Origin of the sequence: Rhodoligotrophos defluvii, assembly GCF_005281615.1 — a bacterium.
Lineage (GTDB): Bacteria > Pseudomonadota > Alphaproteobacteria > Rhizobiales > Im1 > Rhodoligotrophos > Rhodoligotrophos defluvii.
This window is the reverse complement of record NZ_SZZM01000007.1, coordinates 127,801-154,435: the sequence shown is the minus strand read 5'-3', so window position 1 is coordinate 154,435 and position 26,635 is coordinate 127,801. Positions and strand designations below refer to the sequence as shown.

21 protein-coding genes are annotated in these 26,635 nt (G+C 64.5%); 12 read left to right on the top strand and 9 right to left on the bottom strand.

Going from position 1 to position 26,635, the window contains the following annotated elements; genetic code table 11:
• Positions 1-59 precede the first annotated feature (59 nt).
• The 3 genes from E4P09_RS23260 (at position 60) to E4P09_RS23250 (ending at position 4,083) form a co-directional block, all read left to right on the top strand.
• Positions 60-1,763 carry an extracellular solute-binding protein gene (locus tag E4P09_RS23260; RefSeq protein WP_205042268.1) on the top strand — a complete coding sequence of 568 codons (1,704 nt, stop codon included), beginning with the start codon at positions 60-62 and terminating at the stop codon, positions 1,761-1,763.
• Positions 1,764-1,831: 68 nt separating this feature from the next.
• Complete coding sequence (locus E4P09_RS23255; protein ID WP_137392045.1) at positions 1,832-3,415, top strand: class I adenylate-forming enzyme family protein; 1,584 nt, start codon at positions 1,832-1,834, stop codon at positions 3,413-3,415.
• Positions 3,416-3,426: 11 nt separating this feature from the next.
• Positions 3,427-4,083, top strand: coding sequence for a DsbA family oxidoreductase (locus E4P09_RS23250; RefSeq protein WP_137392044.1), 657 nt, complete (start codon positions 3,427-3,429; stop codon positions 4,081-4,083).
• A 29-nt stretch (positions 4,084-4,112) separates the two neighbouring features.
• Here E4P09_RS23250 and E4P09_RS23245 read toward each other — a convergent pair whose 3' ends face one another.
• The 4 genes from E4P09_RS23245 to E4P09_RS23230 all read right to left on the bottom strand — a co-directional run bounded on the left by E4P09_RS23245 (position 4,113) and on the right by E4P09_RS23230 (position 8,258).
• Positions 4,113-4,328 carry a hypothetical protein gene (locus E4P09_RS23245; protein WP_137392043.1) on the bottom strand — a complete coding sequence of 72 codons (216 nt, stop codon included), beginning with the start codon at positions 4,326-4,328 and terminating at the stop codon, positions 4,113-4,115.
• 147 nt (positions 4,329-4,475) lie between these two features.
• A complete protein-coding gene (locus E4P09_RS23240; RefSeq protein WP_137392042.1) occupies positions 4,476-6,497 on the bottom strand; it encodes an acetyl/propionyl/methylcrotonyl-CoA carboxylase subunit alpha in 2,022 nt (673 codons plus the stop codon).
• A gap of 86 nt (positions 6,498-6,583) precedes the next feature.
• Positions 6,584-7,261, bottom strand: a complete 678-nt coding sequence (locus E4P09_RS23235) for a hypothetical protein (RefSeq protein WP_137392041.1) — start codon at positions 7,259-7,261, stop codon at positions 6,584-6,586.
• 100 nt (positions 7,262-7,361) lie between these two features.
• On the bottom strand, positions 7,362-8,258 hold the full coding sequence (locus E4P09_RS23230) for a cation diffusion facilitator family transporter (protein ID WP_137392040.1): 897 nt from the start codon (positions 8,256-8,258) through the stop codon (positions 7,362-7,364).
• Positions 8,259-8,449: 191 nt separating this feature from the next.
• Here E4P09_RS23230 and E4P09_RS23225 point away from each other — a divergent pair, with 191 nt between their 5' ends.
• Entirely contained in the window at positions 8,450-9,028 is a 579-nt protein-coding gene (locus tag E4P09_RS23225; RefSeq protein ID WP_137392039.1) for an MSMEG_1061 family FMN-dependent PPOX-type flavoprotein, read from the top strand.
• 64 nt (positions 9,029-9,092) lie between these two features.
• Here the strand turns inward: E4P09_RS23225 and E4P09_RS23220 are convergent, their stop codons facing one another.
• Positions 9,093-11,447 carry an autotransporter outer membrane beta-barrel domain-containing protein gene (locus E4P09_RS23220; protein WP_170984600.1) on the bottom strand — a complete coding sequence of 785 codons (2,355 nt, stop codon included), beginning with the start codon at positions 11,445-11,447 and terminating at the stop codon, positions 9,093-9,095.
• A gap of 450 nt (positions 11,448-11,897) precedes the next feature.
• Between E4P09_RS23220 and E4P09_RS23215 the strand changes: the two genes are divergently transcribed.
• Positions 11,898-13,244: an NAD(P)/FAD-dependent oxidoreductase gene (locus tag E4P09_RS23215; RefSeq protein WP_137392037.1), complete on the top strand. Its 1,347-nt coding sequence runs from the start codon at positions 11,898-11,900 to the stop codon at positions 13,242-13,244.
• A gap of 56 nt (positions 13,245-13,300) precedes the next feature.
• Here the strand turns inward: E4P09_RS23215 and E4P09_RS23210 are convergent, their stop codons facing one another.
• On the bottom strand, positions 13,301-14,026 hold the full coding sequence (locus E4P09_RS23210) for a winged helix-turn-helix transcriptional regulator (protein WP_137392036.1): 726 nt from the start codon (positions 14,024-14,026) through the stop codon (positions 13,301-13,303).
• 118 nt (positions 14,027-14,144) lie between these two features.
• On the opposite strand from E4P09_RS23210, the gene E4P09_RS23205 reads away from it, so the two are divergent.
• The gene (locus E4P09_RS23205; RefSeq protein ID WP_137392035.1) at positions 14,145-15,338 is read left to right on the top strand and encodes an acyl-CoA dehydrogenase family protein; all 1,194 of its coding nucleotides are present in this window, start codon (positions 14,145-14,147) and stop codon (positions 15,336-15,338) included.
• 4 nt (positions 15,339-15,342) lie between these two features.
• Here E4P09_RS23205 and cckA read toward each other — a convergent pair whose 3' ends face one another.
• Entirely contained in the window at positions 15,343-17,829 is a 2,487-nt protein-coding gene (cckA, locus tag E4P09_RS23200) for a cell cycle histidine kinase CckA (protein ID WP_239025333.1), read from the bottom strand.
• Positions 17,830-18,114: 285 nt separating this feature from the next.
• On the opposite strand from cckA, the gene E4P09_RS23195 reads away from it, so the two are divergent.
• Positions 18,115-19,791 carry a flagellar biosynthetic protein FliO gene (locus E4P09_RS23195; protein ID WP_137392033.1) on the top strand — a complete coding sequence of 559 codons (1,677 nt, stop codon included), beginning with the start codon at positions 18,115-18,117 and terminating at the stop codon, positions 19,789-19,791.
• 19 nt (positions 19,792-19,810) lie between these two features.
• The gene (locus E4P09_RS23190; protein WP_137392032.1) at positions 19,811-20,773 is read left to right on the top strand and encodes a cation diffusion facilitator family transporter; all 963 of its coding nucleotides are present in this window, start codon (positions 19,811-19,813) and stop codon (positions 20,771-20,773) included.
• Between the two features lie 271 nt (positions 20,774-21,044).
• Here E4P09_RS23190 and dksA read toward each other — a convergent pair whose 3' ends face one another.
• Positions 21,045-21,461 (bottom strand): RNA polymerase-binding protein DksA, encoded by a 417-nt coding sequence (gene dksA / locus E4P09_RS23185; RefSeq protein WP_137392031.1) that lies wholly within the window; start codon positions 21,459-21,461, stop codon positions 21,045-21,047.
• A 195-nt stretch (positions 21,462-21,656) separates the two neighbouring features.
• On the opposite strand from dksA, the gene E4P09_RS23180 reads away from it, so the two are divergent.
• From E4P09_RS23180 to E4P09_RS23165, 4 genes are all read left to right on the top strand, one after another.
• On the top strand, positions 21,657-22,502 hold the full coding sequence (locus E4P09_RS23180; RefSeq protein WP_205042267.1) for an AAA family ATPase: 846 nt from the start codon (positions 21,657-21,659) through the stop codon (positions 22,500-22,502).
• A 108-nt stretch (positions 22,503-22,610) separates the two neighbouring features.
• Positions 22,611-23,474, top strand: coding sequence for an ATPase (locus E4P09_RS23175; protein WP_137392030.1), 864 nt, complete (start codon positions 22,611-22,613; stop codon positions 23,472-23,474).
• A gap of 93 nt (positions 23,475-23,567) precedes the next feature.
• A complete protein-coding gene (locus E4P09_RS23170) occupies positions 23,568-24,239 on the top strand; it encodes an AzlC family ABC transporter permease (protein WP_239025332.1) in 672 nt (223 codons plus the stop codon).
• Positions 24,236-24,538: an AzlD family protein gene (locus E4P09_RS23165; protein ID WP_137392028.1), complete on the top strand. Its 303-nt coding sequence runs from the start codon at positions 24,236-24,238 to the stop codon at positions 24,536-24,538. The genes E4P09_RS23170 and E4P09_RS23165 overlap by 4 nt, the downstream gene beginning before the upstream one ends.
• 15 nt (positions 24,539-24,553) lie before the next feature.
• On the opposite strand, the gene E4P09_RS23160 is transcribed toward E4P09_RS23165, so the two are convergent.
• On the bottom strand, positions 24,554-26,374 hold the full coding sequence (locus E4P09_RS23160; RefSeq protein WP_137392027.1) for an aminopeptidase P family protein: 1,821 nt from the start codon (positions 26,372-26,374) through the stop codon (positions 24,554-24,556).
• Between the last annotated feature and the right edge of the window lie 261 nt (positions 26,375-26,635).

Below are 26,635 nucleotides of genomic sequence, written 5' to 3'. Positions count from 1 at the left end.
GCGCCCTACTCGCGGGCTGGCCATCGCCCGCCCAAAGCGCGCCGGCCCACGGCATCGCAATGCATGGCGAGCCGCTCTATCCCGCAACATTCAGCCATTTCAATTACGTCAATCCCGAAGCGCCGAAGGGCGGCACCCTCACCTTGCCCGTGGTCGGCACCTTCGACAGCCTCAATCCCTTCATCCTGCGCGGCCAGGCGCCGAGCGGCCTCAGGGATTATGTATTCGAGAGCCTCATGGCACGGGGTCGCGAGGAGCCCTTCACGCTTTACGGCCTGATTGCGGAAACCATCGATCTGGCGCCGGATGGCCGTTCCGTCACCTTCGCGCTGAACCCGTTGGCCCGCTTTGCCGATGGCACCCCGGTCACCCCCGAAGACATCATCTTCTCCTGGGAGGTGCAGCGCGACCAGGGCCGTCCCAATCTGCGCATATACTATCAGAAGGTTGAGCTGGCCGAGCCGCTCGCACCGCGCAGCGTCCGCTTCGTGTTCCGCGATGCGCAGGACCGCGAGCTGCCTCTCATCCTCGGCCTCATGCCTGTGCTCCCCAAGCACCGCTATGACAAGGGCCGCTTCGACCTGACCTCGCTCGAGCGGCCGCTGGGCAGCGGACCTTACGTGGTGGCGGAGGTTCGGCCAGGCGCTTCCATCACCTACCGGCGCAACCCCGACTACTGGGGACGGGACCTCGCCCTCAACCGCGGACGCCACAACTTCGACGAGATCCGGCTGGTCTATTTCCGCGACGTGAACAGTGCCTTTGAGGCGTTCAAGAAGGGGCTGGTCGACGTCTTGCTGGAAACCGACCCCGGCCGCTGGATGAAAGGCTTCGATTTTCCCGCAGCCGTGCGGGGGGACGTGAAGAAGGAAGCGTTCAGGACCGGCCTGCCAGCCCCGCTTTCCGCCTTCGTGTTCAACACGCGTCGGGCGCCGTTTTCCGACATTCGCGTCCGCGAGGCGCTGCTCAAGCTGTTTGACGCCGCCTGGATCAACCGCAATTTCTATTTCGATCAGTTCGTGCGCACCGACAGCTATTTCGCCGGCTCGGAGCTGTCGGCGGCACAACGGCCGGCAAGTGAGGACGAGCGGGCGCTGCTCGCGCCCTTTCCGGGAGCGGTGCGGCCTGACGTCCTCGAGGGCACCTACCGTCTTCCGGAGGGCTCGCTCAGCGGCAGGGATCGGGAAAGCCAGCGGCAGGCGCTCGATCTCCTGCGAGCGGCAGGTTTCACCATCCGCGGACCGCAGCTGGTCGACAAAGCGACCGGCAAGCCATTCACCTTCGAAATCCTGACCACGACCCTGGATATGGAGCGGTTGGCGCTGGCCTATGCGCGGATGTTGGCCAGCGTCGGCATCACCGCTCGCATCCGGCAGGTGGATTCGAGCCAGTTCCAGGCCCGCCTATCGGACTACGACTTCGACGTCATCCCCTATACCTGGGCAAATTCCCTGTCGCCAGGCAACGAGCAGGCGTTTTACTGGGGGTCATACGGGGCAGACCATCCCGGCACGCGCAATTACATGGGGGTCGAGAGCCCGGCGGTCGATGCGTTGATCGCCAGGATGGTCGCGGCCGCCAGCCGCCATGAGCTGATGGCGGCGACTCGCGCGCTGGACCGGGTCTTGATGTCGGGCCTTTACGTGGTCCCTCTCTTCCACCCGCCTGCCCAGTGGGTGGCGCGCTGGAAACATATCGAGCATCCCGCGCTAACCCCGCTTTACGGCTATCAGATTGATGCCTGGTGGCGGGCTCCCTCGTAAGGCTGGGAGGGCATCACCATCGCCATGATCTGGCTGCGCCCGCGCAGGATTCGGTCTAATGTCCCGGCATGCCGCTGACCTATTCCGCCCCCCTGCCGCCGCGCTCGTTCAACCTCGCCCGCTACTGTCTTGCCGAGAGCGCAAGAACGTGTCCTGAAGCGGTCGCCTTGATCGTGGCAGAGGATGCGAACGAGGTGGAAGCGAGTAGCCGCTGGCGCTATGCAGCCCTGGAAGACGAGGTTCTCCGCATCGCCGAAGGTTTGCGCCGCAGCGGCTTTGCGCGGGGAGACCGCATCTTCCTGCGCATGGGCAACAGCGCCGATTATGCTCTCCTGTTTTTCGGCGCCAATGCGGCCGGGCTCGTGCCCATCCCGGCGTCCGCCATGCTCTCGGGGCGCGAAGCGGGGTTCCTCATCGCCGATGCCGGCGCCGCCGCCGTCGTGACCGACGGAACCTTGCCGCTGCCCGACCTGCCGGACGGCACCGGAGTGATCGGCCCCGACCGCATCGCCGCGCTCAAGCAGGCGCCGCGCGGCGACTACGCGGAGACGAAGGCTGATGATCCGGCCTTCCTCATCTACACCTCTGGCACCCAGAGCAGGCCAAAGGGGGTTTTACACGCCCAGCGCGCCGTTTGGGGCCGGCGGCCCATGTATCGGGGCTGGTACGGCTACGCGGAGGACGACGTCGTCCTACACGCGGGCGCGTTCAACTGGACCTACACGCTCGGCAGCGGGCTGTTTGACCCATGGGCCAACGGCTTGACCACCATCGTCTATACCGGGCCAAAGGACATTTCGGTCTGGCCGAAGCTGATCGGACGTTACGGAGCCACCATCATGGCGGCGGTGCCGACCCTCTATCGGCAGATGCTGAAATATGGCGCGCTCGCGCCGGGGAGCCTGGCGCCCTTGCGCCACGCGCTCACGGCCGGCGAGGCCTTGCCGCAGTCCCTGGCGCAAGCTTGGCGTGAGCGAACCGGGCTCGTGCTGTATGAAGCCCTTGGGATGAGCGAGATCTCGACCTACATCTCGTCCTCGCCCAGCGTGCCACCCAAGCCCGGGGCCGTCGGCAAACCGCAGCCGGGCCGCGCAGTGGCGATCCTGGATGCCGGCAGCGACAGCACCGAGCCCCTGCCGCCGAACCGCTCAGGCCTTATTGCCGTGCACCGGTCCGACCCGGGCCTGATGCTGGGCTATTGGAACCGGCCCCGGGAAGAGGCACTGGCGTTCCGGGGCGACTGGTTCATCGGAGGCGACCTTGGCCGTTTCGACGACGATGGCTATCTATGGTTCGAAGGCCGGGCCGACGATATCATGAATGCGTTCGGCTACCGGGTATCACCGCTGGAAGTCGAATCCGTGCTCGGCCGTCACCCCGCCGTTGCCGACGTGGCGGTGACGGAAGTGAAGGTTCGCAGTGATGTGTCTGTCATTGCGGCCTTTTTTGTCGTCAAGCCCGGCAAGGTGCTGACACCTCGGGCGCTGCTGGATTTCGCAGCGGGCGAACTTGCCGCTTACAAGCTGCCACGGGCTGCCTATGCGGTCGCGGAGCTGCCACGGACGCCGAACGGCAAGGTGAAGCGGTCCGCCCTCGTGGCGCTGATGCCGCCTGGTGCGGTCGCCGAGCAATCGAGCAGGGCCGGGCCCTAAGGAGTAATCCCATGTCCACTCAACGCCCTATCACCATCGATGTCGTGTCCGACGTGGTCTGCCCCTGGTGCTATGTGGGCAAGCGCCGGCTGGCCAAGGCCCTTACCATAGTGCCCGATGTCTCGGCTGCAGTGCGCTGGCATCCCTTCCAGCTCGATCCCACGATTCCGGCGGAAGGCGTGGATCGCAAGGCCTATCTCGAACGAAAGTTCGGCTCGGGTGGCCGCCTTGCCGAAATGCACGTTCAGTTGGCGGCCGCCGGCGCTGAGGTCGGTATCGCCTTCGCCTTCGAGCGAATCACCCGGTCGCCGAACACGCTCACCGCGCACCGGCTCATTCACTGGGCTGCAGGAGATGCTTTGGCGCAAGATGCGCTCGTCGAGCGGCTGTTTGCTCTTTATTTCGAGGAAGGGTCCGACCTTGGCGATCGGCAAGTGCTGGCCGATGCGGCAGACGACGTGGGCCTGGACCGTGCGGACGCCGAGCGCCTCATCGCCGGCGATGACGAGCTCGTGGCCGTCCGCGGCGAGATCAATGCGGCGCGCCAGGCCGGCATCACCGGCGTGCCCTGCTTCATCATCGACGGCCGATATGCGGTGATGGGCGCTCAGCAGCCGGCGATACTCGCCGACGTGATCCAGCGGTCAGCGAGCCCACAGCCGAGCTGAGGGAGCTCAGCCGGAGCGACCTCACCCCGTCACACGATCCTGGTGCCGGAGTAGCGGCTCCGCGGGTCGATGATGATCATTTCGGGTTTCTTCTCGATCGAGAGCCGTTCCCGAGGCCCCGATAGAAGATCGAATGTGAGCGTTGCCGTCAGCAGCGCTCCCGACACGAGACCGATCACTGCCCCACTGATGAGCGCGCGTCGCGTCCCGCATGCGGCTTTCACCGCAGCGATGGATGCCAACATAGTTCTTTCCCCACACTCCCCCGATCCTGCCCACCGCAGCCTTCCCCAAGAGCCGCGATCAGGATCGTTCCGCACTATCGGCGGAACACTGCAGCGGCGCAATAGGCCATATGTGGCCGAATTGTCACAGGCGTGACTGCGCAGCCGTCATGCGGCAGCCTCGGGTGTTTCGAGCACGGCGATCACGTGCCCCTCTGCCAGCTGCTGGCCTTCCTGAGCACCGAGGGTGCGCACGACGGCCGACGTGGGCGCCACCAATGCATGCTCCATTTTCATGGCCTCGAGAATGGCAAGCCTGGCGCCGCGCTCAACCGCCTCGCCTTCCGCAACCAGAAGCCGGATCAACTTACCGGACATGGGCGCCCGGATCACCGCTTCTCCTTCGGCGGCCTCGGCATCCCGATCCAGCAGGTCCTGGGCGCGGATCTCCAGGTGATGACCGCGCCACTGGGCATAGACCGCGTTTCCCTCGTCGAGCATGATCGCGGTCTCCGACTGGCCGGCAATGACGGCCCGTACCTGCCCGTCGCTCACCGCAACCTCGTTCACCTCCACCTCCGTGCTGCCGACCAACAGGGCGCCGTCACGTCGCCATACGAGATCGAGGCCGACCGCCTCGCCGTTGATGAGCAGGTCCAGCCTGCTGCGCGCCTCGCCGCCCAAGGTCCAGCCGTTCATAAGCGACCAGGGCGAGCCGGGCTCGTCCGAGAGCATGCTCTCGCGTGCCGTGTTGAGCGATTTGAGATGCGCGAGCCAGAGGCCGGCGGCCAACCCGTCGCGCAGGGCCAGCGAGACATCCGGCACCAGGGCGTCTATGCGGGCGTCGATCAGTCCGGTATCGAAGCTTTCATCCACGAACGGCCTGAATGCGACGAGGCGCTCGAGAAAGCCCAGATTGGTCTTGATGCCGAGGATGGTGGTTTCGCGCAGGGCTTGGCCAAGGCGGGCGAGCGCCTGGTCCCGGTCGGCGCCCCAGACGATCAGCTTGGCAATCATCGGGTCGTAATACGGGCTGATCTCGGCGCCCTCCTCCACTCCGGTGTCGATGCGGAGGCCCTCCCGGTCCTCGGGCCAGCTCAGGCGGGCGAGCCGGCCCGTCTGCGGCAGGAAGCCGTGCGCGGGATCCTCCGCATAGAGGCGGGCTTCCACACTGTGGCCGACCGGCACCCCAAGCGCCTGCTGGTCGAAGGATAGCGGCTCGCCGGCCGCGACCCTCAGCTGCAGCTCGACGAGATCGAGCCCGGTGATGGCCTCGGTCACCGGATGCTCGACCTGCAGTCGCGTGTTCATCTCCATGAAATAGAAGGCATTTTCGTGCAGGCCATCGCTCGCATCGACGATGAACTCGACGGTGCCCGCGCCCTGGTAGCCAACCGCCTTGGCCGCGGCGACCGCGGCCTCGCCCATGCGGCTGCGCATGGCCGGCGTCATGCCCGGGGCTGGCGCCTCCTCGATGACCTTCTGATGGCGGCGCTGGAGCGAGCAGTCGCGCTCGAACAGATGCACCACATGGCCGTGGGCGTCACCGAAGACCTGAACCTCGATGTGGCGGGGCTTGCTCAGGAAACGCTCGATCAGCACGCGATCATCGCCAAACGCCGAGCGGGCCTCGCGCTGGCAAGCCGCCAAAGCGTCGGCGAAGTCCTGATGCCGGTCGACCCGGCGCATGCCTTTGCCCCCGCCGCCGGCCACCGCCTTGATGATCAGGGGATAGCCGAGTTCGTAGGCCTTCTGCTTCAGGAAGGCATCGCCCTGCACGTCGCCGTGATAGCCCGGCACCACCGGCACGCCGGCTTGCTGCATCAGGGCCTTGGCCGCATCCTTGAGTCCCATGGCGCGGATCGCCGCCGGGGGCGGTCCGACAAAGGCGATGCCGGCGTCTGCGCAGGCTTCGGCGAATTCCGCATTCTCGGAGAGAAACCCATAGCCGGGATGGATGCAGTCGGCGCCGGCCTCGCGCGCGACCTCAATGATCCGATCGCCCCTGAGATAGCTCCGTGCGGCTTCGGCCGGGCCGATCCTGTAGGCTTCATCCGCCAGCCGCACGTGCAGGGCCGCCGCGTCCTGGTCGGAATAGACGGCGATGGTGCGCAGCCCCAGCCGCTTGGCCGTCCGCATCACACGCACCGCGATCTCGCCGCGGTTGGCTATCAGAACCGACGAAAACATTCCTTGGGCACCCCACTCGTTACCCGACAATACGGAACAGAATAATCGACAAGGGCGGATCGTGCAGCAATCAGTCCCCAGTAGCCCTAGGGCTTCTCGCGCACACAGCTGGTGATTGCCGACTTCAGATCGTTCGGCGACTTCTTCGCAGCGATCGCCTTCAGCTCTTTCAACCCGTTCTCGATCTCCGCATCGCTCAGCCCCTGCTGCTTGGCGGCACCCTGAAACAGCTGATGGTAGCGCCGTGCGGCCGCCCGCGCCTCCGGATCGCTGGTCAAGCCCGACTCAAGCGACCATTGCAGCGCCACTGCGCAAGTCGCCCACATGTCCCGGTGCATGGTGGTCTGTGTGGGACGCGGAGTGGCCGCGACCATTTTTCTCACCGTTTCCGGAACATTCGCTGTCAGGCGGTCCAAGTCTTTGAGACAGGCCAGCAAGATCGGCTGCTCCGTTCTGTTAAGCCCCCGCCGCTCGGCGATCAGGGATTGGATGGTGCCGGCCACCCGCGTCCCGACCACGCGCGGGTCGACCTTCTTGCCCTCCAAGGCCACCATATAGGCGACGAAAAGGTCGCGGTAGCGGGCGTGGACCGCGGCCGACGCTTTCTTGCTCATGGCATCGGGCGCCCCCCGCTCGGCGAGCGCGCCCAGGGCCGCGCAGCGCAGCCAGCTTGCCGCGGCGGGCGGCACGCTCTGCTGCGCGGCCGCCGGTGCCGAGAGAAGAGCCAGGGCCGCGGCGGCCATGAGCATAGCCCTTATGGTCATGAGATCAGTTTCCTCGATGCCGTGATGTGAGGATATTCGGTGCCACAGTTTCTCATAGAACACTCAAAATGTGGCGAAAGCCGTCGATCGGGTGTCTTTCTCATGGTGAGTGCAGCACGACCACGCCGCGCAGCTTCGCCTCGTTTTCCGGCTCGACATGGATGATGGCCTCGACATTGTCGAACTCGGCGCTTAGCGCCTGCTCGATCCGGTCGCATATGTGGTGCGAAGCTGCCACCGTCATGTCACCCGGTACCACCAGGTGAAGCTCGACGAATGTCACCCGGGCCGCCTGCCGCGTCTTCAGATCATGCACCTCGATCGCACCGGCCGCGTGCTCGGAGATAATCGCACGGATCCGGGAAAACGTCTCGGCATCGACGGAAGCGTCCATCAGGCCGCCAACGGATTCCCGCACGAGCCCGTACCCCATCCACAGGATATTGAGCGCGACGATCCCCGCGAGAAGCGGATCGAGAACGTGCCATCCGGTTGCCCGCGCGAGAATTAGGCCGAGCAGCACGCCGACGGAAGTGATCACGTCCGACCACAGGTGCTTGCCGTCGGCGACAAGGGCTGGAGAGCGGCGCCGGCGACCCGCCCGGAGCAGCACCATACCCCAGCCGGCATTGATCAGGGTGGCCACCCCGTTGAGGGTGAGCCCGGGCACGGAAAGATCCGCCACCCGCTGCTCGCTCAGGCCGAGATACGCCTCTTTCAGAATGGAGAAGGCGGCGATGACGATCAGCACGCCCTCGAGCACTGCCGAAAGATATTCCGCCTTGTGATGTCCGAAGGGGTGGTTGCGATCGGCCGGGCGCGCACTGACGCTGAGGGCAAGGACCGCGGCGACGGCGGCCGCAATATTGACCAGGCTCTCGAGCGCGTCCGAATAAAGGGCGATCGAGCCTGTCAGCCACCACGCCGCGAGCTTGAGGGCGAAGACCCCCACGCCGATGACGATGCTGCCGATTGCCAATCTGATGGAGACCGTCATGCGCCCTCATTTGCCTCTTCCCCGCGAAGAGGTGTGCCGTTCTGCAGCGGCAGCGCTACCCCGATCCCAGGCGAGTGGCAAGAGCAGCCGGCATTCTGCCCACGAGGTGGAATTTTTCCCGCCAATCCTTGCGGCAGCTGCGGCTCGTCGGGCATCTTGTGCATCCCTTGGCCAGCCCCGCAGGATTTTCGATGCGCGAAGACCACAAGATCACGACGGAAGATGAGTTGCGCAGCCTTTATGGCCAGCCGAGCGAGCGGGCTCGCCACAAGCAGATCGACCATATCGATCCTTACGCCCGACTGCTGATCAGCAAGTCACCGTTCCTGGTGCTGGCGACCCGGAGCGGCGCCGGCATGGACTGCTCGCCCAAGGGCGACGAGCCCGGCTTCGTCCAGGTGCTCGACAAGAACACCGTTGCTCTGCCGGACCGGCCGGGAAACAACCGGATTGATGGCCTGCGCAACATCCTCGCCGATCCGGCGGTCGGGCTGATCTTCTTCATTCCCGGCATGGCCGAAACGCTGAGGGTGAACGGGCGTGCCACGATCAGCGTCGATCCCGGTCTTCTCCGGCGCTTTGCAAAAGACGGCAGGCTGCCGGCCACGGTCATCGCCATTCAGGTGGACGAGGTGTTCCTGCACTGCGGGCGCGCCTTGAAGAGCGCCGCCCTGTGGGACCCCTCCCGGCATGTGCCCCATGCAGAGATGCCCGGCCTCAACGAAATCGTGGCCGCCCATGTCGCGCTCTCCAAGGCCGCGGGCTCCTGAAATAGGAAGGCCTGCCACCCGACGGTGACAGGCCCGGTTCGATCTCGATGGTTGGGCGAACTCCTTAGAAACTGACCTGTAGCGCCGCCTTGCCGAGATATGTCTCGACATCGCTGCTGAAGCCCACGCCGTATTCGCCGCTGACATTGATCGAAACACCCGACGCAAGATCGGCTTGCAAACCGGCCACGACCTCCGCCCTGGCGCCACCCATCTTGCTCTTGAGCGTCTCGCCGGCAGCGATCTTGCTCTTTAGGGAGCCCGACAGGTTGCCAGCGACCCCAAATCCGCCATAGGCCACCACGCCATCCCAGGCGGTCAGCGCCATCACGGTAGCCCGGCCGATCAGAACGTCCTCGCTTCCATATTTCACGGTCAGCTCTTCGCTCTTGAACTTGTCCAGGTGCAAGCTCTGGTAGACGAGCTGAGCGGTGGGTACGAGCGCCACCCCGTCATAGAGCGGGTACATGTAGCCGACTTCACCCGCCAGATCGATCCCATGCCCGTCGACCGAGGACTTGTTGGGGTTGATCCCGTTCGTGGCATCCATGCTCAGATAGCGATATTGGATCGTCAGGTCGGCGAAATAGTTGGCATCGGCGTGGGTGAGATAGGCGCCCACTGCGGTCGTATTTGTGGTCGTGCCGATATGGTCGAGGCCCGAACTGATTCTGGGGCCCGGCTTGGACTTGGCATCGGCATAACCATATCCCGCCTGGATGCCGACCCGGGCATGACCCAGCGCCGGCAAGGCTATGACATCGAGACCGACAAGCCCCCCGGCGAAGCTGCTGTCAACCCCGATGCCTTCCTTGCGGCCGATGTCGAAGCCGCCACCGACCGCGCGTGCCCAGGCCCGCGGCGCATTGGCCCAGTCGAAGCCGCGGCGATCGACGAACCGGCCGAGCAGCTTGTCGCCGGCCATTGCCGCGGTAACCGGCAGCGAGGCGAAGCCAAAGGCTTCAGCCACCGTCTCGGCGTCTAGGGCGAAGATCGTGGTTCCGCCCTCGTCTCGCGTGACCAGCTTGATTTCCTTGCCGCCCATTACGTAGCGCCTGTCGAGAACGAACGCATCGTCGTCCACCGTGCCGGCAACCGTGACGAGCTTGACCTGGCTGACATCGCCGATGCCGCCGTCGAGGCTGGTACCTTCGAGGGGCACGAGTTGCACGAGCGTGGTGCCGGTCGCATCGCCACCGATGTTGATCTGATCGTAGGTCACGCCAGCCTGATGGCTGGTCGCGCCGAAATCCACTTCCATGGTCGCCGTCGCGCCATTGGCGTCAGGGGTATAGTCGCCGGCAATATTGGTGATACCCGCCGAATTGCCGGGCGAGATGACGCCTGCGATATAGAGATCATCGTGGATGTTGAAATTGCCCCCGAGCGTTGAACGCTCGTCGACGAAGGCGTCCCTTTCGACCGTAACGGCCGTATCCAAACCGCCCTGCGTGGCCGCGTTGTTTATCAGAACGAGATCGTCCTTGATGAGGATGTTGTCTCCGAAAGCCACGCGCTTCTCGCTGATCTGCAGGCTTTCGTTGATGGTTACATTGTTGTGAATGATGCCGGTCCCATCGCCGACCCCACCATCTCCTTCCAAATGGACACTGCGGTTGTGAGTCGTGCCTTCCTCGATCTCGTCGTCAGCGACGCCGGTAAAGACGTTGGCCCAATAGGTCTCGTATCCCTGCGTGCCATTGTTGTAGCTGGAGAGGAACATCCGAGAGAGTATGCCCTCGGTATCGCAGGGGCCGCCATCGCAGCCGGTGGTCAGATCGATGGTGTAGACCAAGTCATCGTTGGCCATAAGAAAGATCTTCTCGTCATCTGCTTGGTAGATGATACGGAGATTGTTCCATCCGCCGAAATTGACGGTTCCACCTGTGTCTTTCCACTCGCCGTTGATGTCGTCCCAGACGACGATCTTACCGGTGGTGCTGCCTTGGGCATTTATGTTGGAAAAGCCGAGGATCGGCCAACCGATGGCCTGGCCCTCGCTGTTGGAGAACTGGCCCCAGAGTGAAGGCGCCTGATATACGCCGGTCACGCCATCATCGCCTGCTCCCGCCGCCTGGCGCCAGCTTTCCGGCACGTAGAGGTCGGCAGAAATGAAAACCTGGCCGGTGGTCTCCAGATCGGCATTCGTGAGCCCGGTATTGGCATAGACACCTTGGTGGTTCCAAAAGGTGCCTCGCTGATCTTCCGGGCGGTTGGCGGGGAAGCCGCTTTCACCCACGGTGAGCACGCCGATTCTTTCGCGATGACCGAGAGCTTCCGTCGCCGTCTCGAAGCTTTCCGGCTGATAACGACCCACATGCCAGGTGAAGTCGAGAACGTTGTATGTTTGGGCCGCCAGAGGAGTTAAAATCGAGCCCCCCACGACGAGCAGCGCCGACAAAGCGGTTGTATGCAGCAATGGTCGCATTTTTCCCCCGTTAGGCCACCGAGATCGTTGCAACCATTCCTAGCACACGAGTTCATTTTCCCTCAATGCTTGTGTTAATCCCTGGGCACGTCCTCGACCGGGAATTTTATGCGGTTCGCCCGGCAAAAATGCCGAAAAAGCTTTCGACGCAGGCGCTTAGTCCTACGTTGGTTTTATGCAACGCATTGTGGAGAAAGCAGGGAGGAACGGCCAAGACACCGCAAGAGCTTCGGCCATCTCCTATTTCCCTGCGCGACTCGCACGATGAGGTCGCGGAATCTTCTGCTGCTGAACAGGCCGAGAGAGGTGCCGGAACTCACCTGCCCGATCAATCGAGGGGCCGGTCCGAAGCGTCAAGCCGTTTGCCGGGATCTTGTTGACAGGTCGACGAGGATTGGCTCCGATCCCAGCCGGGATGGGTTTTCCACGGCGGAAGGGACCATGGCGCAAGAAGGTATCTTTACAGAGGACTTCAAGGAGCAGCCTTACTGGTGGGACCGGGCGCCGCTGCAGCAGGTATCGCCACCGCCGCCCCTGCCCGCCCAGGCCGACGTGGTCATCGTCGGATCCGGCTATACCGGGATCACCGCTGCCCTCTACCTCGCGCGCAGTGGCGCTGACACCGTGGTCATCGACGCCGAGGCGGTGGGCTATGGTGCCTCACGCCGCAACGCGGGCTTTCTCGGCCGTGTCCTCAAGCGCGACGTTGCCTGGCTCGAAAAGCACCATGGCGAGGATCATGCGCTCAGGGTCTATCGCGAGCTGAACGAAGCCTTCGAGACCGTCAAGGAGGTGGTGACGACGGAGCAGATCGAAGCCTATCTCCGGATCTGCGGCCGCTTCATCGGCGCCACCTCGCCCACCCATTACGAGCTGCTCGCCAAGGAGCTCGAGACCAACAAGCGCAAGCTCGGCATTGATTATCACATGGTGCCGCGTGGCGGGCAGCATTCCGAGATCGCCTCCGATATCTATTACGGCGGGGCGATTATTCCCGACCTCGGGTCTATTCATCCCGGTCTCTACCACAAGGGTTTGGTGGACCGAGCCACATCGGCCGGGGTTAAGCTGGTGCCGCACACGGCGGTGACGGCCGTCCGGCAAGCGGGATCTGCCCCATCACGCCGGTTCCAAGTCGAGACCAGCCGTGGCGTCATCGAAGCCGCCAACGTAATTGAGGCCACCAACGGCTATACCCACCGGAACCTCGCGTGGCTGGCGCGGCGGGTCATTCCCTTCCAGGGCTACATGATCGCGACCGAGATCCTGCCCACGGCGCTCATCGATCGCTTGCTGCCACACCGGCGCACCTATCTTCAGACCAACATGAACATCAACTTCATTCGCCCGGCGCCGGACACCGAGCGCATCCTGATGGGCGGACTGACCGGCAGCCGCACGCCCAGTCTGAGGCATATCGCGGCCGATCTGCGTACCATTCTCAGGCGCATCCTTCCGGGAATCGGCGATGTGAAGCTGTCGCATGTCTGGACCGGGCAATGCGCCGGCACGTTCGATTTCATGCCGCATATCGGCGGCGAAGACGGCCATTATTACGGCATAGGCTATAACTTCGCCGGCATTCCGATGGGCACCTATTTCGGCCGCAAGCTCGCCTATAAGGTGCTGGGGCGCCCCGAGGGAAGCACCGTATTCGAGACGCAACCGCTGCGCAGCATGCCGCTTTATACGGGCAATCCGTGGTTCGTGCCCTTGGCCATGAAATATTTCGACCTGCACGACTGGTGGATCGGGCGCGGCGCGCCGGGCCGATCGAAGGCTGCCTGAAGGCCTTGCCGAACAGACCGCTGTCCCGCTCGGCGCCGCGCGCCCGAGAGGCACCGTCAGCCGACGTCTTCAGGCAAGGCGGTGCCCTGATAGAGGAAGGCCTTCGGAGCCGGACGGGCCTTTAGGTCCAAGGCGCGCACGGCAATGCGCTGCGCGTCTTCACTGCCCTGCAGCATCACCGTGTTCTCTGCCCGCAAGTCATCCAGGCCGAGTTCCCCGGTCCACAGCCGTGTGAATGCCGCGAGGTCGGCATAGACGACAATATCCACGTCATATCCGGGATTCTTCTGGCACACGTCCACGTCGGGCCGGCACAGCACCAGCCACCAGTAGCGAGAGGAATTGGCCCGCCTCGGCATCCCGAAGAACTCGAACTGGATGACGAACTGACTGCTGGGCATGGCCTCCGGGCGAATCTGGCGGCGCATGCTCCACATCAGGAGGCCGGGGTCGAGATCGTCCGGGCCGATCCGCCCCTGGTCCCAACGCTGGCTCCACGCGCCCATCAGCTCGATGATCGGCCGAAAGGCCTCGCCGGCCTCAGTCAGGCGGTAAATGCGCCCGACGCCTGAACTCTTGGGCATGCTGACGATCACGGCTGCCGCCTCGAGCTCGCGCAACCTTTGCGACAGGAGGGTGCGCGATATCTGCGGCAAGCCGGCGCGCAGCTCGTTGAAGCGCCGCGGGCCGAAGCACAATTCACGAATGATCAGAGGCGTCCAACGTTCAGCGAAAATCTCTGCTGTCTTGGCCACCGGGCAGAACTGTCCGTAGGTCTTCATTCGGCCTGTATGCCATACACTCGTATAAATAGCATATACATTTTTTGTACTTTATGCGTGTCTGTCCGCCTGCCATCGGTTATGGAGGCGCCTTGCTACACGTTCAGGAAGACACAGGATGATGGTTGCCATGGCGAATGCCAGCCCCTCCCAATCGGCTTGCGATCTCGTCGCGAAAACAATCGGCCGGCTCGGACCCGCCTTCGCGGAACGGTCGCGCCGGCTTGAGGAAAGCCCGGCTGGGATAGGCGAGAACATAGGCGAGCTCAAGCAGCACCGGCTCTTGAGCATCGGCATACCGCAGGAGCTGGGCGGCTCTGGTCTCGACCATGCCGGCTTGTGCGATCTGGTGCGGAGGCTTGCCCACCATTGTGGCGCAACCGCTCTGGTCACGGCCATGCATTGCCACCAGGTCGCGATCCTCTCGCGGCTGCAAGCAAGCCACGACGGCCCACGGCAATTGCTGGCTGAGGCCGCGCGCCACCAGCTTATGTTCCTGAGCTCCGGCGGTTCCGACTGGTTGGCAAGCTCGGGAATGGCGCAACGCACACCCGGCGGCTACCTGATCAACGCCCGCAAGAGCTTCGTGAGCGGCGCCGAGATGGGCGATATGTTCATGACCAGCGCCGTCAGCGGCAATGAGGTGATCCACTTCGCCGTGCCCATGAGCGATCCGGCGATCTCGATCGAGAGAACCTGGATCACCATGGGCATGCGCGGCACCGGTTCCCACGACGTCGTCATGAAAGACCTGTTTGTCCCGGAACACCAGGTGCTCGGCCGCCGGCCGGCAGGCCAATGGAGCATGATCAATCATCTGATCGCCCAATTGGCGTTTCCCATCATCTACGCCGCCTATCTCGGGATTGCGGAAGCCGCGCGCGATCGGGTGCTGGCCCTGGCCGGGAAGCGCGCACCCGATGAGCACCGGCTGGCGCAAATGGGCGAGATCGAGACCTTGCTGCATGCGGCGCGGATCGCCCATCGCGACATGGTCGAGGCAGCAGCGGAGGGTGAGCCGGGCTTTGCCAGCACCAACCGCGTCATGATGGCGCGCAGCCTGGTCGAGCGCGAGGTCCTGGCGGTGGTCAGCCGGGCGATGGACCTGGCCGGTGGTGGCGCCTTCTATACAGTGAACCGCCTCGAACAGCTGTTCCGCGATGCGCAGGCGGCGCGCTTCCACCCGCTCACCTCCAGCCGGCAGCGCCTGCTGAGTGGCGCGCTCGCCTTCGGTCTCGATCCGCAATTCATCCAGTCCGGCGCGCCCCGGCCGCCGATCGCCCGGGCCGAGCCATGCCCGCCGCCTGCTTGAACGCCTATCCCTCGATCGCCTCCTTCACGGCCGCGGCAAGCTGCTTCAGCGTGAACGGCTTGGGCAGGAAGGCGAAATCGGCCATTTCCTCCAGGTTCTTGCGGAAGGCATCTTCCGCATAGCCGGAAATGAAGATGACCTTGGCATCCACATTGCGCTTGCGCAGCTTCTTGAGCAGCGTGGGACCGTCCATCTCGGGCATGACCACATCCGACAGCACCAGATCGATCCTGTCGATGCCCTGCTCCACCAATTCGAGGGCTGCGGCACCGCTCTCCGCCTCGATGACCTTGTAGCCGCGCTGCGTCAGCGCCCGCGAGGCGAAGGCCCGCACGGCCTCCTCGTCTTCGACCAGCAGGATGGTGCCGTTGCCGCTGAGATCGGTCCGCTTCGCTTCCTTCTTCTCCGGCTTGGCCGGCGCTTGCGCCCCTGGCTGCTCCGGACGCATCACATGCCGCGGCAGATAGATGCGGAACGTGGTGCCGCGGCCGAGCTCGCTGTCGCAGAAGATGAACCCGCCCGTCTGCTTGACGATGCCATACACCGTTGACAGCCCGAGGCCGGTTCCCTTTCCAACCTCCTTGGTGGAGAAGAACGGCTCGTAGATCTTCTCCAGCACCTCCCGGCTCATGCCCGTGCCGGTATCGGTCACCTCGCACAGCACATAGTCGCCCGCCGGCATGATGTCCGGCGTGTTGACGCTGCCGTCGGTCACCGAGACATTTGCGGTCCGGATGGTGAGGCTGCCGCCCTCGGGCATGGCATCGCGCGCATTCACCGCCAGGTTCATGACGACCTGCTCGAACTGGTTGACATCTACGCGCACCAGCCAGAGATCGCGACCATGGCTCATCCTGAGCTCGATCTTCTCCCCGAGCAGCCGTCCCAGCAGATTGCCGAGATCGGACAGCACGTCCGTGAGCGACAGCACCTCGGGCCGCAGCGTCTGCCGGCGCGAGAAGGCCAGCAGCTGGCGCACCAGATTGGCCGCCCTGTTCGCGTTCTGCTTGATGTTCATGATGTCCTTGAACGACGGGTCGGTCGGCCGGTGCCGCGCCAGCAGCAAGTCGGAAAAGCCGATGATCGCAGTCAGGACATTGTTGAAGTCGTGGGCGATGCCGCCAGCCAGCTGCCCGATGGCCTGCATCTTCTGGCTCTGGGCGAACTGCATCTCCAGGGCGCGATGCTCGGTGGTGTCGACCGCGTAGACGATGAGGATCGAACCGTCGCCGGATATCTCCTGGATCCGGGAGATGAACAGCTGGGCCGTCCTACCCGGCGTTTCCTTCAAGGCCACGTCGACTGGCGTGACCGGGGCCCTGCCCGTTCGCGCCGTCGCCAGAGCCGAGTCCAGCGCAGGCTGGGCGTCGGGATTGACCGCATCGACGAGGCGCGCACCGCGCCGTCCAGCCGTCGGTGCCAGCGCCGCGAAAGCCGCATTGGCGTTGCGGATGACCCCTTGCTCGTCCAGTTCCGCGATACCGATGGGCGCGCTGTTGATCAGCCGCGATAAGCGGACCTCCGCCGAGTCGGCCGGTTGCCCCGTTTCCCGGCGCGGCCGCATGTCGAGCACTAGGGATCGGGACGGCTTCGGGCGGCCGGAGTCGTCGAAATCCACCCGGTGAATGATCCGCGCCGGGATCAAGCTCCCGTCCTGCGCGGTAAGGTCGAGATCGAAGCTCTCGACCGAGCTGCTGCCACGGCGGGGCAGCACGTTGAGCAGGAGCGAGGCGCCGCCATCCGCCACGATGGACCGCAGATTGAAGCTGCCGTCCGTTGTCTTGGCCAGGTCGATGCCGAGCCACTCGGCCAGCGTCGCGTTGATATACTCGATCCTGCCGTTCGCATCGGCCGAAAAGAACCCGGCCGGCGCGTGGTCGAGATAGTTGATAATGTACTGGAGATGCTCGAACGCGGCTTCCTGACGGGCGCGGTCGTCGGTCACGTCGATCACCCGCCACACCGTATAGGTCACGCCCGCTGCCGGCGGGCTGCGTTCCACCGCGACCCTGATCCACGCCGGCCGATCCTTCCGCGCCCCGGCGGCAACGCTGCCCGCGGCCAGTCGGAATTCCTCGAAGGCGGCTTCCCCATCCCGGGCTGCCAGGGTGAGGCGGTAAATGCGGTCCGAGATGTCGGGATAGCCGGAATAGAGTCCTTCAACGCCGATGGTGCGGCTGATCCCCGCCGCCGACAGCAGCTTTCGATAGGCGTGGTTGGAGAACACCACCCGCCCGCGGTCATCTGTCGCCACATAGGCGTCGGGAAAGCTGTCGAGCACCGCTTCCAGGAAGGCCACGCCCCGCCTGGACTTGCCGACCTGCACGAACCCGGTCAGCCAGCCCAAGATAAAGAATACGCCTATGGCAATGGCACATCCCAGAACGACTTGCAGCCAAAGCGGAATACTGGCGGTGTCAAGCGCCTCCACCCCGCTCACCGCCACGGTTGCGCTCAGGGCCAGAGTCGCACAGAGGACCGCCGCTCCCAAAACCCAACCTCGCACGGGCCCAAGCGAGCCGCTCCGTCCTTTCACCCCGATATCATTCATCAATATATAAATCTCGCCAGCGCGCGAATCAGCTGCAGTATAGCGGCTAGACTTTACAGTTGGGACGTTCGACACTTGAGCGTAACGGCTGCCCCGGCCGAGGGATAGGCCGATTTTCGTTGATGGACAGATGTTTCGCCTTATTTTTCGCTTATCCTCCGCTGCTGCTGTAAGCGGGGGGCAGCATTCTGAAGTTCAGGAAGGGACGGCAGACAGGACAAGAACATGGATCTCAATCTGTTGCTGATCGGCCTCGCAGTGATCGCAGGACTGGCCGTCCTGTTGGTGATCGCCTTGGTTGTACGTGTGATGAGCGGTCGCGTTCGCGGTCGCGAGGGCCCCCGCTTGGCAGTTCTGGAGTACCAGGAAGTCGACAAGCTGCGCCGGCTGGTGCTGATCAGGCGGGACAATGTCGAGCACCTGCTGCTGCTTGGCGGCGGCCGTGACCTCGTGGTCGAAGCAGGCATCAATGTGAGGCCGTCCGCCGGACAGCCCGCGGGGCCCGAGGCTGCGCGCGTAACGGCGGCGGCACCGCGGCTGGCGCCCGGCCCGGGTGCGGAACCATCGCTCGCCATGCCCGCTCCCGCAACGAGCGCAGCGAGTGCGCCTACCACGAGCGCCCTCGGTTGGACTGATGACGAGATGGGCCGCAGAGCGGGCGCTCCCCGCCCCTCCCCAGCACTCTCGCAATCAGCGGCGCCCGCGCCGGTAGCCCAGCCACAGGTGACCCAGCCACAGGGGGCCCAACCACAGGTGGCCCAGCCGCAAGTACCTCAGCCGCAAAGGGTGCAGCCACAACCACCCCACCCACAAATGGCTCAACCGCAAAGGGCGCAGCCACAAGCGGCACAGCCGCACGCGGCGCAGTCTGTGAGTATGCCGGACCGCCCCGAACAGCGGCCTGACGGCGCACGTCCAGAGATCTTCGATGTGGTGCGTCTCACATCGGCCCCCAACCGGGGTGCGCGCGATGGGCGCGAGCGGACGGCCTCCATTCCGCCCGTGCAGGACGAGCCTGCGCTGCCGCCCGCAACTACACAACCGCGCCAGCCTGCTGGCCCGTTCTATTCCGGCGGGCCGTCGGCGGCGGACCGAGCCCGGCCATCCACAGAGACTGGCCGTATGGCAGGGCTGGGCGGCAGCCCGTATCTCGAGCCGTTCGGCACAGAACCGGAGGAATGGTCGGAGCCGTCACAACCGGCAATGTCGATCGAACGGCGCGAGGATGCCGGGCCAGCCGAGCCGGAAGACAGCTTGCGGGTTCCTGTCGCCGCCGCCTTCGAAAGCAATCCGGCCGAACCAAATAAAATGCGCCTGAGCGACGTGGATGGTGATCGTGAGCCGCCCATGGTGCAAGCACCGCGCTCTGGGTCCGCGAGCACGTTTCGCCTTCCCGATGACGACGCGCTGCACGAGGCGAACGAGCCCCGCCTTCCTCAGGCACCTGATGCCGCAAGGCCGCCGGTGATCCGCGCCGACCGCTCCCGCTCCCCGCTGAGCCGCTTCGAGCCATCATCCCCGGCTGCGACGACGGTCCCCGAGGCTCCGGTGAACATTGCGCCCGGCGTCGTGCGCGCGGCCGATCCCGCCCGTATCGAACCGTCGTTCCGGCCATCGCCGCCTCGGATGGAGCCCATTCGCCCCGAACCGCCTAGGAAGCCGTCGGACCAGCGGCCGGGGCCCATCGCCCAGCCCAAGCTGGCGGTGGTGCGCGGCACGGCTCCGGGCGACCAGCGGCCCGAGCCAGTCTTGGTCAACGACGAAGCTGGCGCCAAGTCAGCGTTCGATGACCAGGAGCTTGGCGCGGCACCGGGCCGATACGAGCGGGCGGCCGCGGCCGAACCGGCCGGACCGGGCGGCATGAGTTGGGCGTTCCGCGACAGCAATTCCGACCGGTTCTGACCTGCGGGGCTCGTGGATCATGGCCTCTGCCGATCACGCTCACGGTCATGATTCTCAAGATCATGACCACCCGCATAGCCATGACCACAGCCATGGCCTCGGCGGCCATGCGCACGGGGCCAACGAGAACCGCACCTTCTGGGCGGCGGCGCTCACCCTCGGCTTCATGATCGTTGAGCTGACCGGCGGCCTCGTGGCCGGTTCGCTCGCGCTCATCGCCGATGCGGCACACATGCTCACCGACAGCGTTTCCTTGGCCTTCGCCTGGTATGCGTTTCGCCTGGCCCGGCGTCCTGCCGATGCGGAGCGCAGCTACGGCTTCGACCGGATGCAGATCGTTGCTGCCTACACCAATGGCGTGGCCATGATCCTGATCGTGGCCTGGATCTTCGCCGAAGCCATTGCGCGCCTATACGCGCCGGAACACGTCGATGCCCGGACCATGCTGTGGATCGCGGTTGCAGGGCTCGGCGCGAATATCGTGGCCTTCTTCATTCTCCACGGGGCGGACCGCGGCAATCTGAATATCCGTGGCGCCCTTCTCCACGTGATGGGCGACCTGCTCGGTTCCCTGGCCGCCATCGCCGCAGCCATCGTCATCATGGCGACCGGCTGGATGCCGATCGATCCCATCCTGTCCGGCTTGGTAGGGCTGCTGCTTCTGGCGAGCGCCGTGCGGCTGGTGAAGCAGGCTGGTCATATTCTGCTCGAAGGCGCGCCCGCCCACCTCTCGGCCCGCACGATCGCCGACGACATTGTCGGTGCCTTCGAGGAGGTTGAGAACGTGCATCACATCCATCTCTGGGCGCTGACCAACGAGCGCCCGATGCTGACCTTCCACGCGAGGCTGCGCGACGGCCCGGCGACCGAAAATACCGTCTCCCGAATAAAGGAGCGGCTCAAGGCGCGGTTCGGGATCGACCACGCCACGATCGAGGTTGAGCGAGGCAACTGCGCGGACAATGAGGCGCCCTGCGCCTAGAGCATTTTCGAGCGAAGTGGATACCGGTTCGCGTGAAGAAAATGCAACCAGGCAAAAACTTGAGACGTGGGTCCGCGCTTCGAAGAAGAGCGGAAGCGCTCCTAGAACCGTTAGTCCGCATCAGCACGGGCGCGCACCGCGCCGGCTGCGCCCTTTGATGCCGTGGTCGGCCTGTGCATGCCGAAAACGCCAGGAGAGCCAGGGGAGACGGCCAGCAAGGCACACTCCGGCTGCACATGCATAGTCTTCCAACCGCGGGTGGCCGCGACGGTCAGTCGTCGCGATAAACCCGTTCCCGGCGCTCATGCCGCTCCTGCGCCTCGAGCGACAGGGTGGCAATCGGTCTGGCGTCGAGACGCTTGAGCCCAATAGGCTCGCCCGTCTCCTCGCAATACCCGTAAGAACCGTCCTCGATCCGCTGCAATGCCTCGTCGATCTTGGCGATCAACTTCCGTTGACGATCGCGCGTGCGCAGTTCAAGCGCCCGGTCCGTCTCGGTCGAAGCCCGATCGGCCAGGTCCGGCAATTGCGCAGACTCGTTCTGGAGATGCTCGAGCGTCTCCTTGCTTTCGCGAAGGATTTCCTCTTTCCAAGCCAGCAGCTTCTTACGGAAATACTCGCGTTGGCGGGGATTCATAAACTGTTCGTTCTCGGACGGCTTGTAGTCAGAGGTAATGTCCACACCCATTGATACCCTCAATGCTGCCCAAGCGGCTCCCTCCGAAAGCGCGTATATATCGGGCTGAGCGACACGCCACAATAGGCAAGTCGAACAAGGTCCTAAGATTGGCTCGTGGCCATGATGTCTGCTGGCCAGCACGCCGCGCCTTCGTTACAAGGAGACTATCATCCCATTGCTCCTTCTGCAGACGAGATGTTGCAAATGCGTTTCGAGGGCACCAAGAACTACGTCGCCACCGACGATCTGCGGGTCGCCGTGAATGCCGCCATCACCCTGGAGCGGCCCTTGCTGGTCAAAGGCGAACCCGGCACCGGCAAGACGGTCCTGGCCGAGGAAGTGGCCCAGGCGTTGGGCCTGCGCCTGATCACCTGGCACATCAAGTCCACCACCAAGGCCCAGCAGGGCCTGTATGAATACGACGCCGTCGCCCGGCTGCGTGATAGCCAGCTCGGCGATGAACGGGTGAAGGACGTCCGCAACTACATCCGCCGCGGCAAACTGTGGGAAGCCTTTCAGTCGCCCCAGCGGGTGGTCCTGCTGATCGACGAGATCGACAAGGCCGATATCGAGTTCCCCAACGACCTGCTGCAGGAACTCGACCGCATGGAATTCCATGTCTACGAGACCGGCGAGACGATCAAGGCCGTCCACCGCCCGGTGGTGATCATCACCTCGAATAACGAGAAGGAGCTGCCGGACGCATTCCTGCGCCGTTGCTTCTTCCACTACATCAAGTTTCCGGAGCGGGAGGTGATGGAAAGCATCATCGACGTGCATTTCCCCGGCCTCAAGGGCCGGCTGGTGTCCGATGCGCTCACCACCTTCTATAACATCCGTCAGGTGCCGGGCCTCAAGAAGAAGCCGTCCACCTCCGAGCTTCTTGATTGGCTCAAGCTTCTGCTGAATGAGGACGTAAGCCCCGACACCCTGCGCGAGCAGGATAGTCGCAAGCTCATCCCGCCGTTGCACGGCGCGCTGCTGAAGAACGAGCAGGACGTGCAGCTGTTCGAGCGCCTTGCCTTCCTGGGCCGCCGCGAAGGACGCTGAACGCCCGGGCCGACCCTGCAAGATCTGCCCACCCTATCCGACACCAGGAGGCTTGACCTTCCCGCCCGCACCGCTAAGGGATGAGAACCATTCAACCCCGGAGCTTCCATGCGATTTCCCTCTGGTTCCGCGTTCCTGGCCGCGCCGGCCAAGGCGGTGACCGTTTTCGGCATGTCAGGGGTTGGCAAGACCCGTATCGGACGCCTCCTGCGCGAGGCCCAGTGGTTTCACTACTCGGTCGATTACCGGATCGCCACCCGCTACATGGAGAACTACATCGTCGATAACGTAAAGCGGGAGGCCATGAAGAACCCGGTGCTTCGCGGCCTCCTGCTCTCCGACTCGATCTATATCCGCTCCAACGTCACCTTCGCCAATCTGGAGCCTTTGTCCGTCTATCTCGGCAAGCCCGGGAATCCCGCCAAGGGAGGCCTTCCCTTCGAGGAATACCGCCGCAGGCAAAACCAGCACCGGCGGGCCGAGATCCGCTCCATGCTCGACGTGCCGGAATTCATCGAGAAGGCTCAGGATATCTACGGCTACAACAACTTCGTGGCCGATGCGAGCGGCAGCCTGTGCGAGGTGGTTGATCCAGACAATCCGGCGGACGCGGTACTGAAGACCGTTTCCGAGGCAACTCTGATGATCTATGTCCGCGGCACCGAGGCGCACGCGCGCATGCTGACCGAGCGGTTCAAGGCGGCACCGAAGCCCATGTACTATCAGGATGCCTTCCTGCTGCGCAAATGGGCGGAGTACAAGACCCTGACCGGCTGCGTGCGTGATGATGACGTCGATCCCGACGGCTTCGCGATCTGGGGCTTCGAGCAGCTGCTGCACCATCGCATGCCGCTCTACCAGCGGATCGCTGACAATTTCGGTTATGTTGTGGAAGCCGATGATGTTGCGGGCATCGGCAAGGCCGACGAGTTCCTGGCACTCGTGGCCGAGACCATCGACAGGCAGGCCTGATCAGGCACTTCTCTCGCTCACCCGCAATGCTGAAGGCTGGCCCCAATGGCAGATAGTTCACGGCGAGGAAATGTACGGGAGTTCTTGAGCGGCATGGCCATAGCCATGCCGGTGGGCATTGCGGCCATTCCTATTGGCGCGATCTTCGGCGCCCTTGCCGTCCAGAAGGGCCTGAGCCCGCTCGAGGCAACGCTCATGAGCCTGCTGGTCTTTGCCGGTGCCTCCCAATTCGTGGCCATCGACATCTGGCAACAGCCTGTACCCTGGCTTCTCCTGGGCGTCACCGCCCTCACGGTCAATCTTCGGCACGTGATGATGTCGGCCTCGATCGGCAGGCATTTCCAGCATTTCGGGCCGGTGGAGCGCTGGATCTACCTCTTCTTCCTCACCGACGAGGTCTGGGCCTTCTGCGAGAAGCGCGCCATGCGGGCTCCGCTCTATCCCGCCTATTTCGCGGGCATAGCCTTTGTGCTGGTGGTGAGCTGGTCCGGATGGACAGCGGCCGGCGCCCTGCTCGGCGCAGCCATGGGGTCCGCCGAGCGCTATGGCCTCGATTTCGTCTTCACGGCGTTGTTCGTCGGGCTGCTGGTGGGGTTCTGGAAAGGCCCGCGGACCGGCATTGTCATGGGCACGAGCGGTGTTGCGGCCGCCATCGCGCACGAGGCGATCGCCGGCCCGTGGTATATTCTGATCGGCGGCTTGGCTGGAACCGCGGCAGGCGCGTTGATGCTTGCGCCGACGCGCCAGCAGGAGCAGCCGTCGTGAGTGTCGACCCACAGGCGCTGCTCGCCATCCTGGCCATGGCGGTGGCCACCTATCTCACCCGCATCGCCGGGCTTGTGGTGCTGCGCTACGTCAGCTTGACGCCGCGCGTGCGTGCGGCTCTCGATGCGCTGCCTGTGGCCGTGCTGACCGCGGTGGTAACCCCCGCCCTGTTCCTCACCGGGCCGGCGGAAACGGCGGCAGGCCTCATAACCATCGCGGCCGCATTCCGGCTGCCGCTGCTGGCCACCATCGTGGTTGGCGCCGTTTCAATCATCGCCATGCGCTGGCTTCTGGGCTAATCCCGCCGAGTAAAACTAGCGCAGCGGGGCGGTGGCCTGGGCCAGCCAGCGCGCCGCATCCGGGTCGAGCAACGGCCCCACCTCGTCGTGCACCCGTTGATGATAGGCGTTGAGCCACGCGAGTTCTCGCTCGTCCAGCAGGTCGGTGGCAATCAGCCGCCGGTCTATGGGCGCAAGCGTCAGCGTCTCGAAGCTGTGCATGGGGCGGTCGCCGCCCGGAATGGGCTCGGGCGCGCGCACCACAACAAGATTCTCGATCCGGATGCCGTACTCGCCTTCCTTGTAGTAGCCCGGCTCGTTGGAGAGGATCATGCCGGTCTCCAGCGGCACGATGCCGGTCTTTGCGATGCGGGCCGGCCCTTCGTGCACGGAGAGATAGCTGCCCACCCCGTGGCCCGTGCCGTGGTCGAAATCGAGACCCGCCTGCCATAGCGCGGCGCGTGCGAAAGCATCCAGCTGGGCGCCGTTTGTGCGTTGCGGAAAGCGGGCCAGCGTGACCGCGATCATGCCCTTGAGCACCCGGGTGAAGCGGTCGCGCATCTCCGCCGTCGCTTCGCCCACGATGACGGTGCGCGTGATGTCCGTGGTGCCGTCCAGATATTGCGCGCCGGAATCGATGAGATAGATCTCTCCTGGCCGGATCTCGCGGTTGCTTTCCCGCGTCACCCGATAGTGCGGGATGGCCGCATGTGGTCCCGCCGCCGAGATCGTGTCGAAGCTGATCTCCTTGAGCAGGCCCGTTTCGCGCCGGAACTGCTCGAGCGCCTCGGCGGCCGCGATCTCGTCGAGCTTGCCCGTCGGCGCCTCACGATCGAACCAGGCCAGAAACTGCACGACGGCGACCGCATCGCGCCGGTGGGCCATACGCGCACCTTCCAGCTCGACCGGGTTCTTGCGGGCCTTCGGAAGAATGCAGGGGTCGCTCCCCTGCACGATCTCGCCTCCGGCGCGTTCGATCAGGTCGGCAATGCGGCTGGCGGTCCAGGCCGGGTCGAGCAGCACCCGCGCATGCCGGCTGCCCAGGGCGGCGAGCGCCGACGAGAGCTCTTCCTGTGGCCGCAAATCGATGTCGCCGGCCAGCTGTGCCCGCACGTCCTCGTCGACCTTGGCGGGGTCGACGAACAGCTCGGGCCGGCCTTCCCGCGGCACGATGGCGAAGGCAAGCGCCACCGGCGTATGGGCGATGTCGGCCCCGCGGATATTGAACGCCCAGGCGATGGAATCGGGCTGGGTGAACACCACCGCGTCTGCGCCGCTCCTGGCAAGGGCTGCCTCGATCTCCGTCCGCTTCTCCGCCCAGCGGCGGCCCGCATATTGGGTGGGATGGGTGGTGAGCGGCGCCGTCGGTTTCGGCGGCTGCTCGCGCCAGATCGCATCGACGAGATTGGCATCCTCGACGGCGACCATCTCGGCCTCCGCGGCGGCACAGGCCTTGGTATAGCGCTCCACCTGCTCCATCGTGAGAAGCCACGGGTCATAGCCGATGCGCTGCCCGCGCTTCAAGGCGCCACGGAGCCACTCTGCCGGTGGCTCCTCCACCAGATGGCGCAGCTCGATGAGGTTTGTGTCGACCTGGTTTCGCGCCTGGATCGTGTAGCGGCCATCGACGAACAGGACGGCCTGGTCCAGCAGGATGACCGCAAGCCCCGCAGAGCCCGAGAAGCCGGTGAGCCACCGCAGCCGCTCAGCATGAGGAGCCACATACTCGCCCTGGTGCTCGTCTGCGCGCGGCACGATATAGCCGTCGAGACCGCGCTGCAGCAACTCATCCCGCAGTGCGGCAATCCGCTCGGCGCTCTCGCGGTGATTACTCCCGCCTTCGAAGCTTTGAAACATGCTGGGCCTCCGGTCCCTTCTGCTTATCCGGAGCCGCTCTATCGCGCAACAGCCCTCCGATTTGCGGGCTGCAGGCCACCATTATGGGCTGCAGATCGGGGCTCCGCCTCCCCGCTCCTGCAGATGTCATGAAGCTGCCATGCTGAAAGCGCAATACTAAAGCTCTTGGATGGGACCGTTTGACATCTATAACGCGAGCTCATAGGCTAATCACAACAGTACCGTGCAGAACGGGAAAGAGCTTCGGTGTCACCGGTCTCG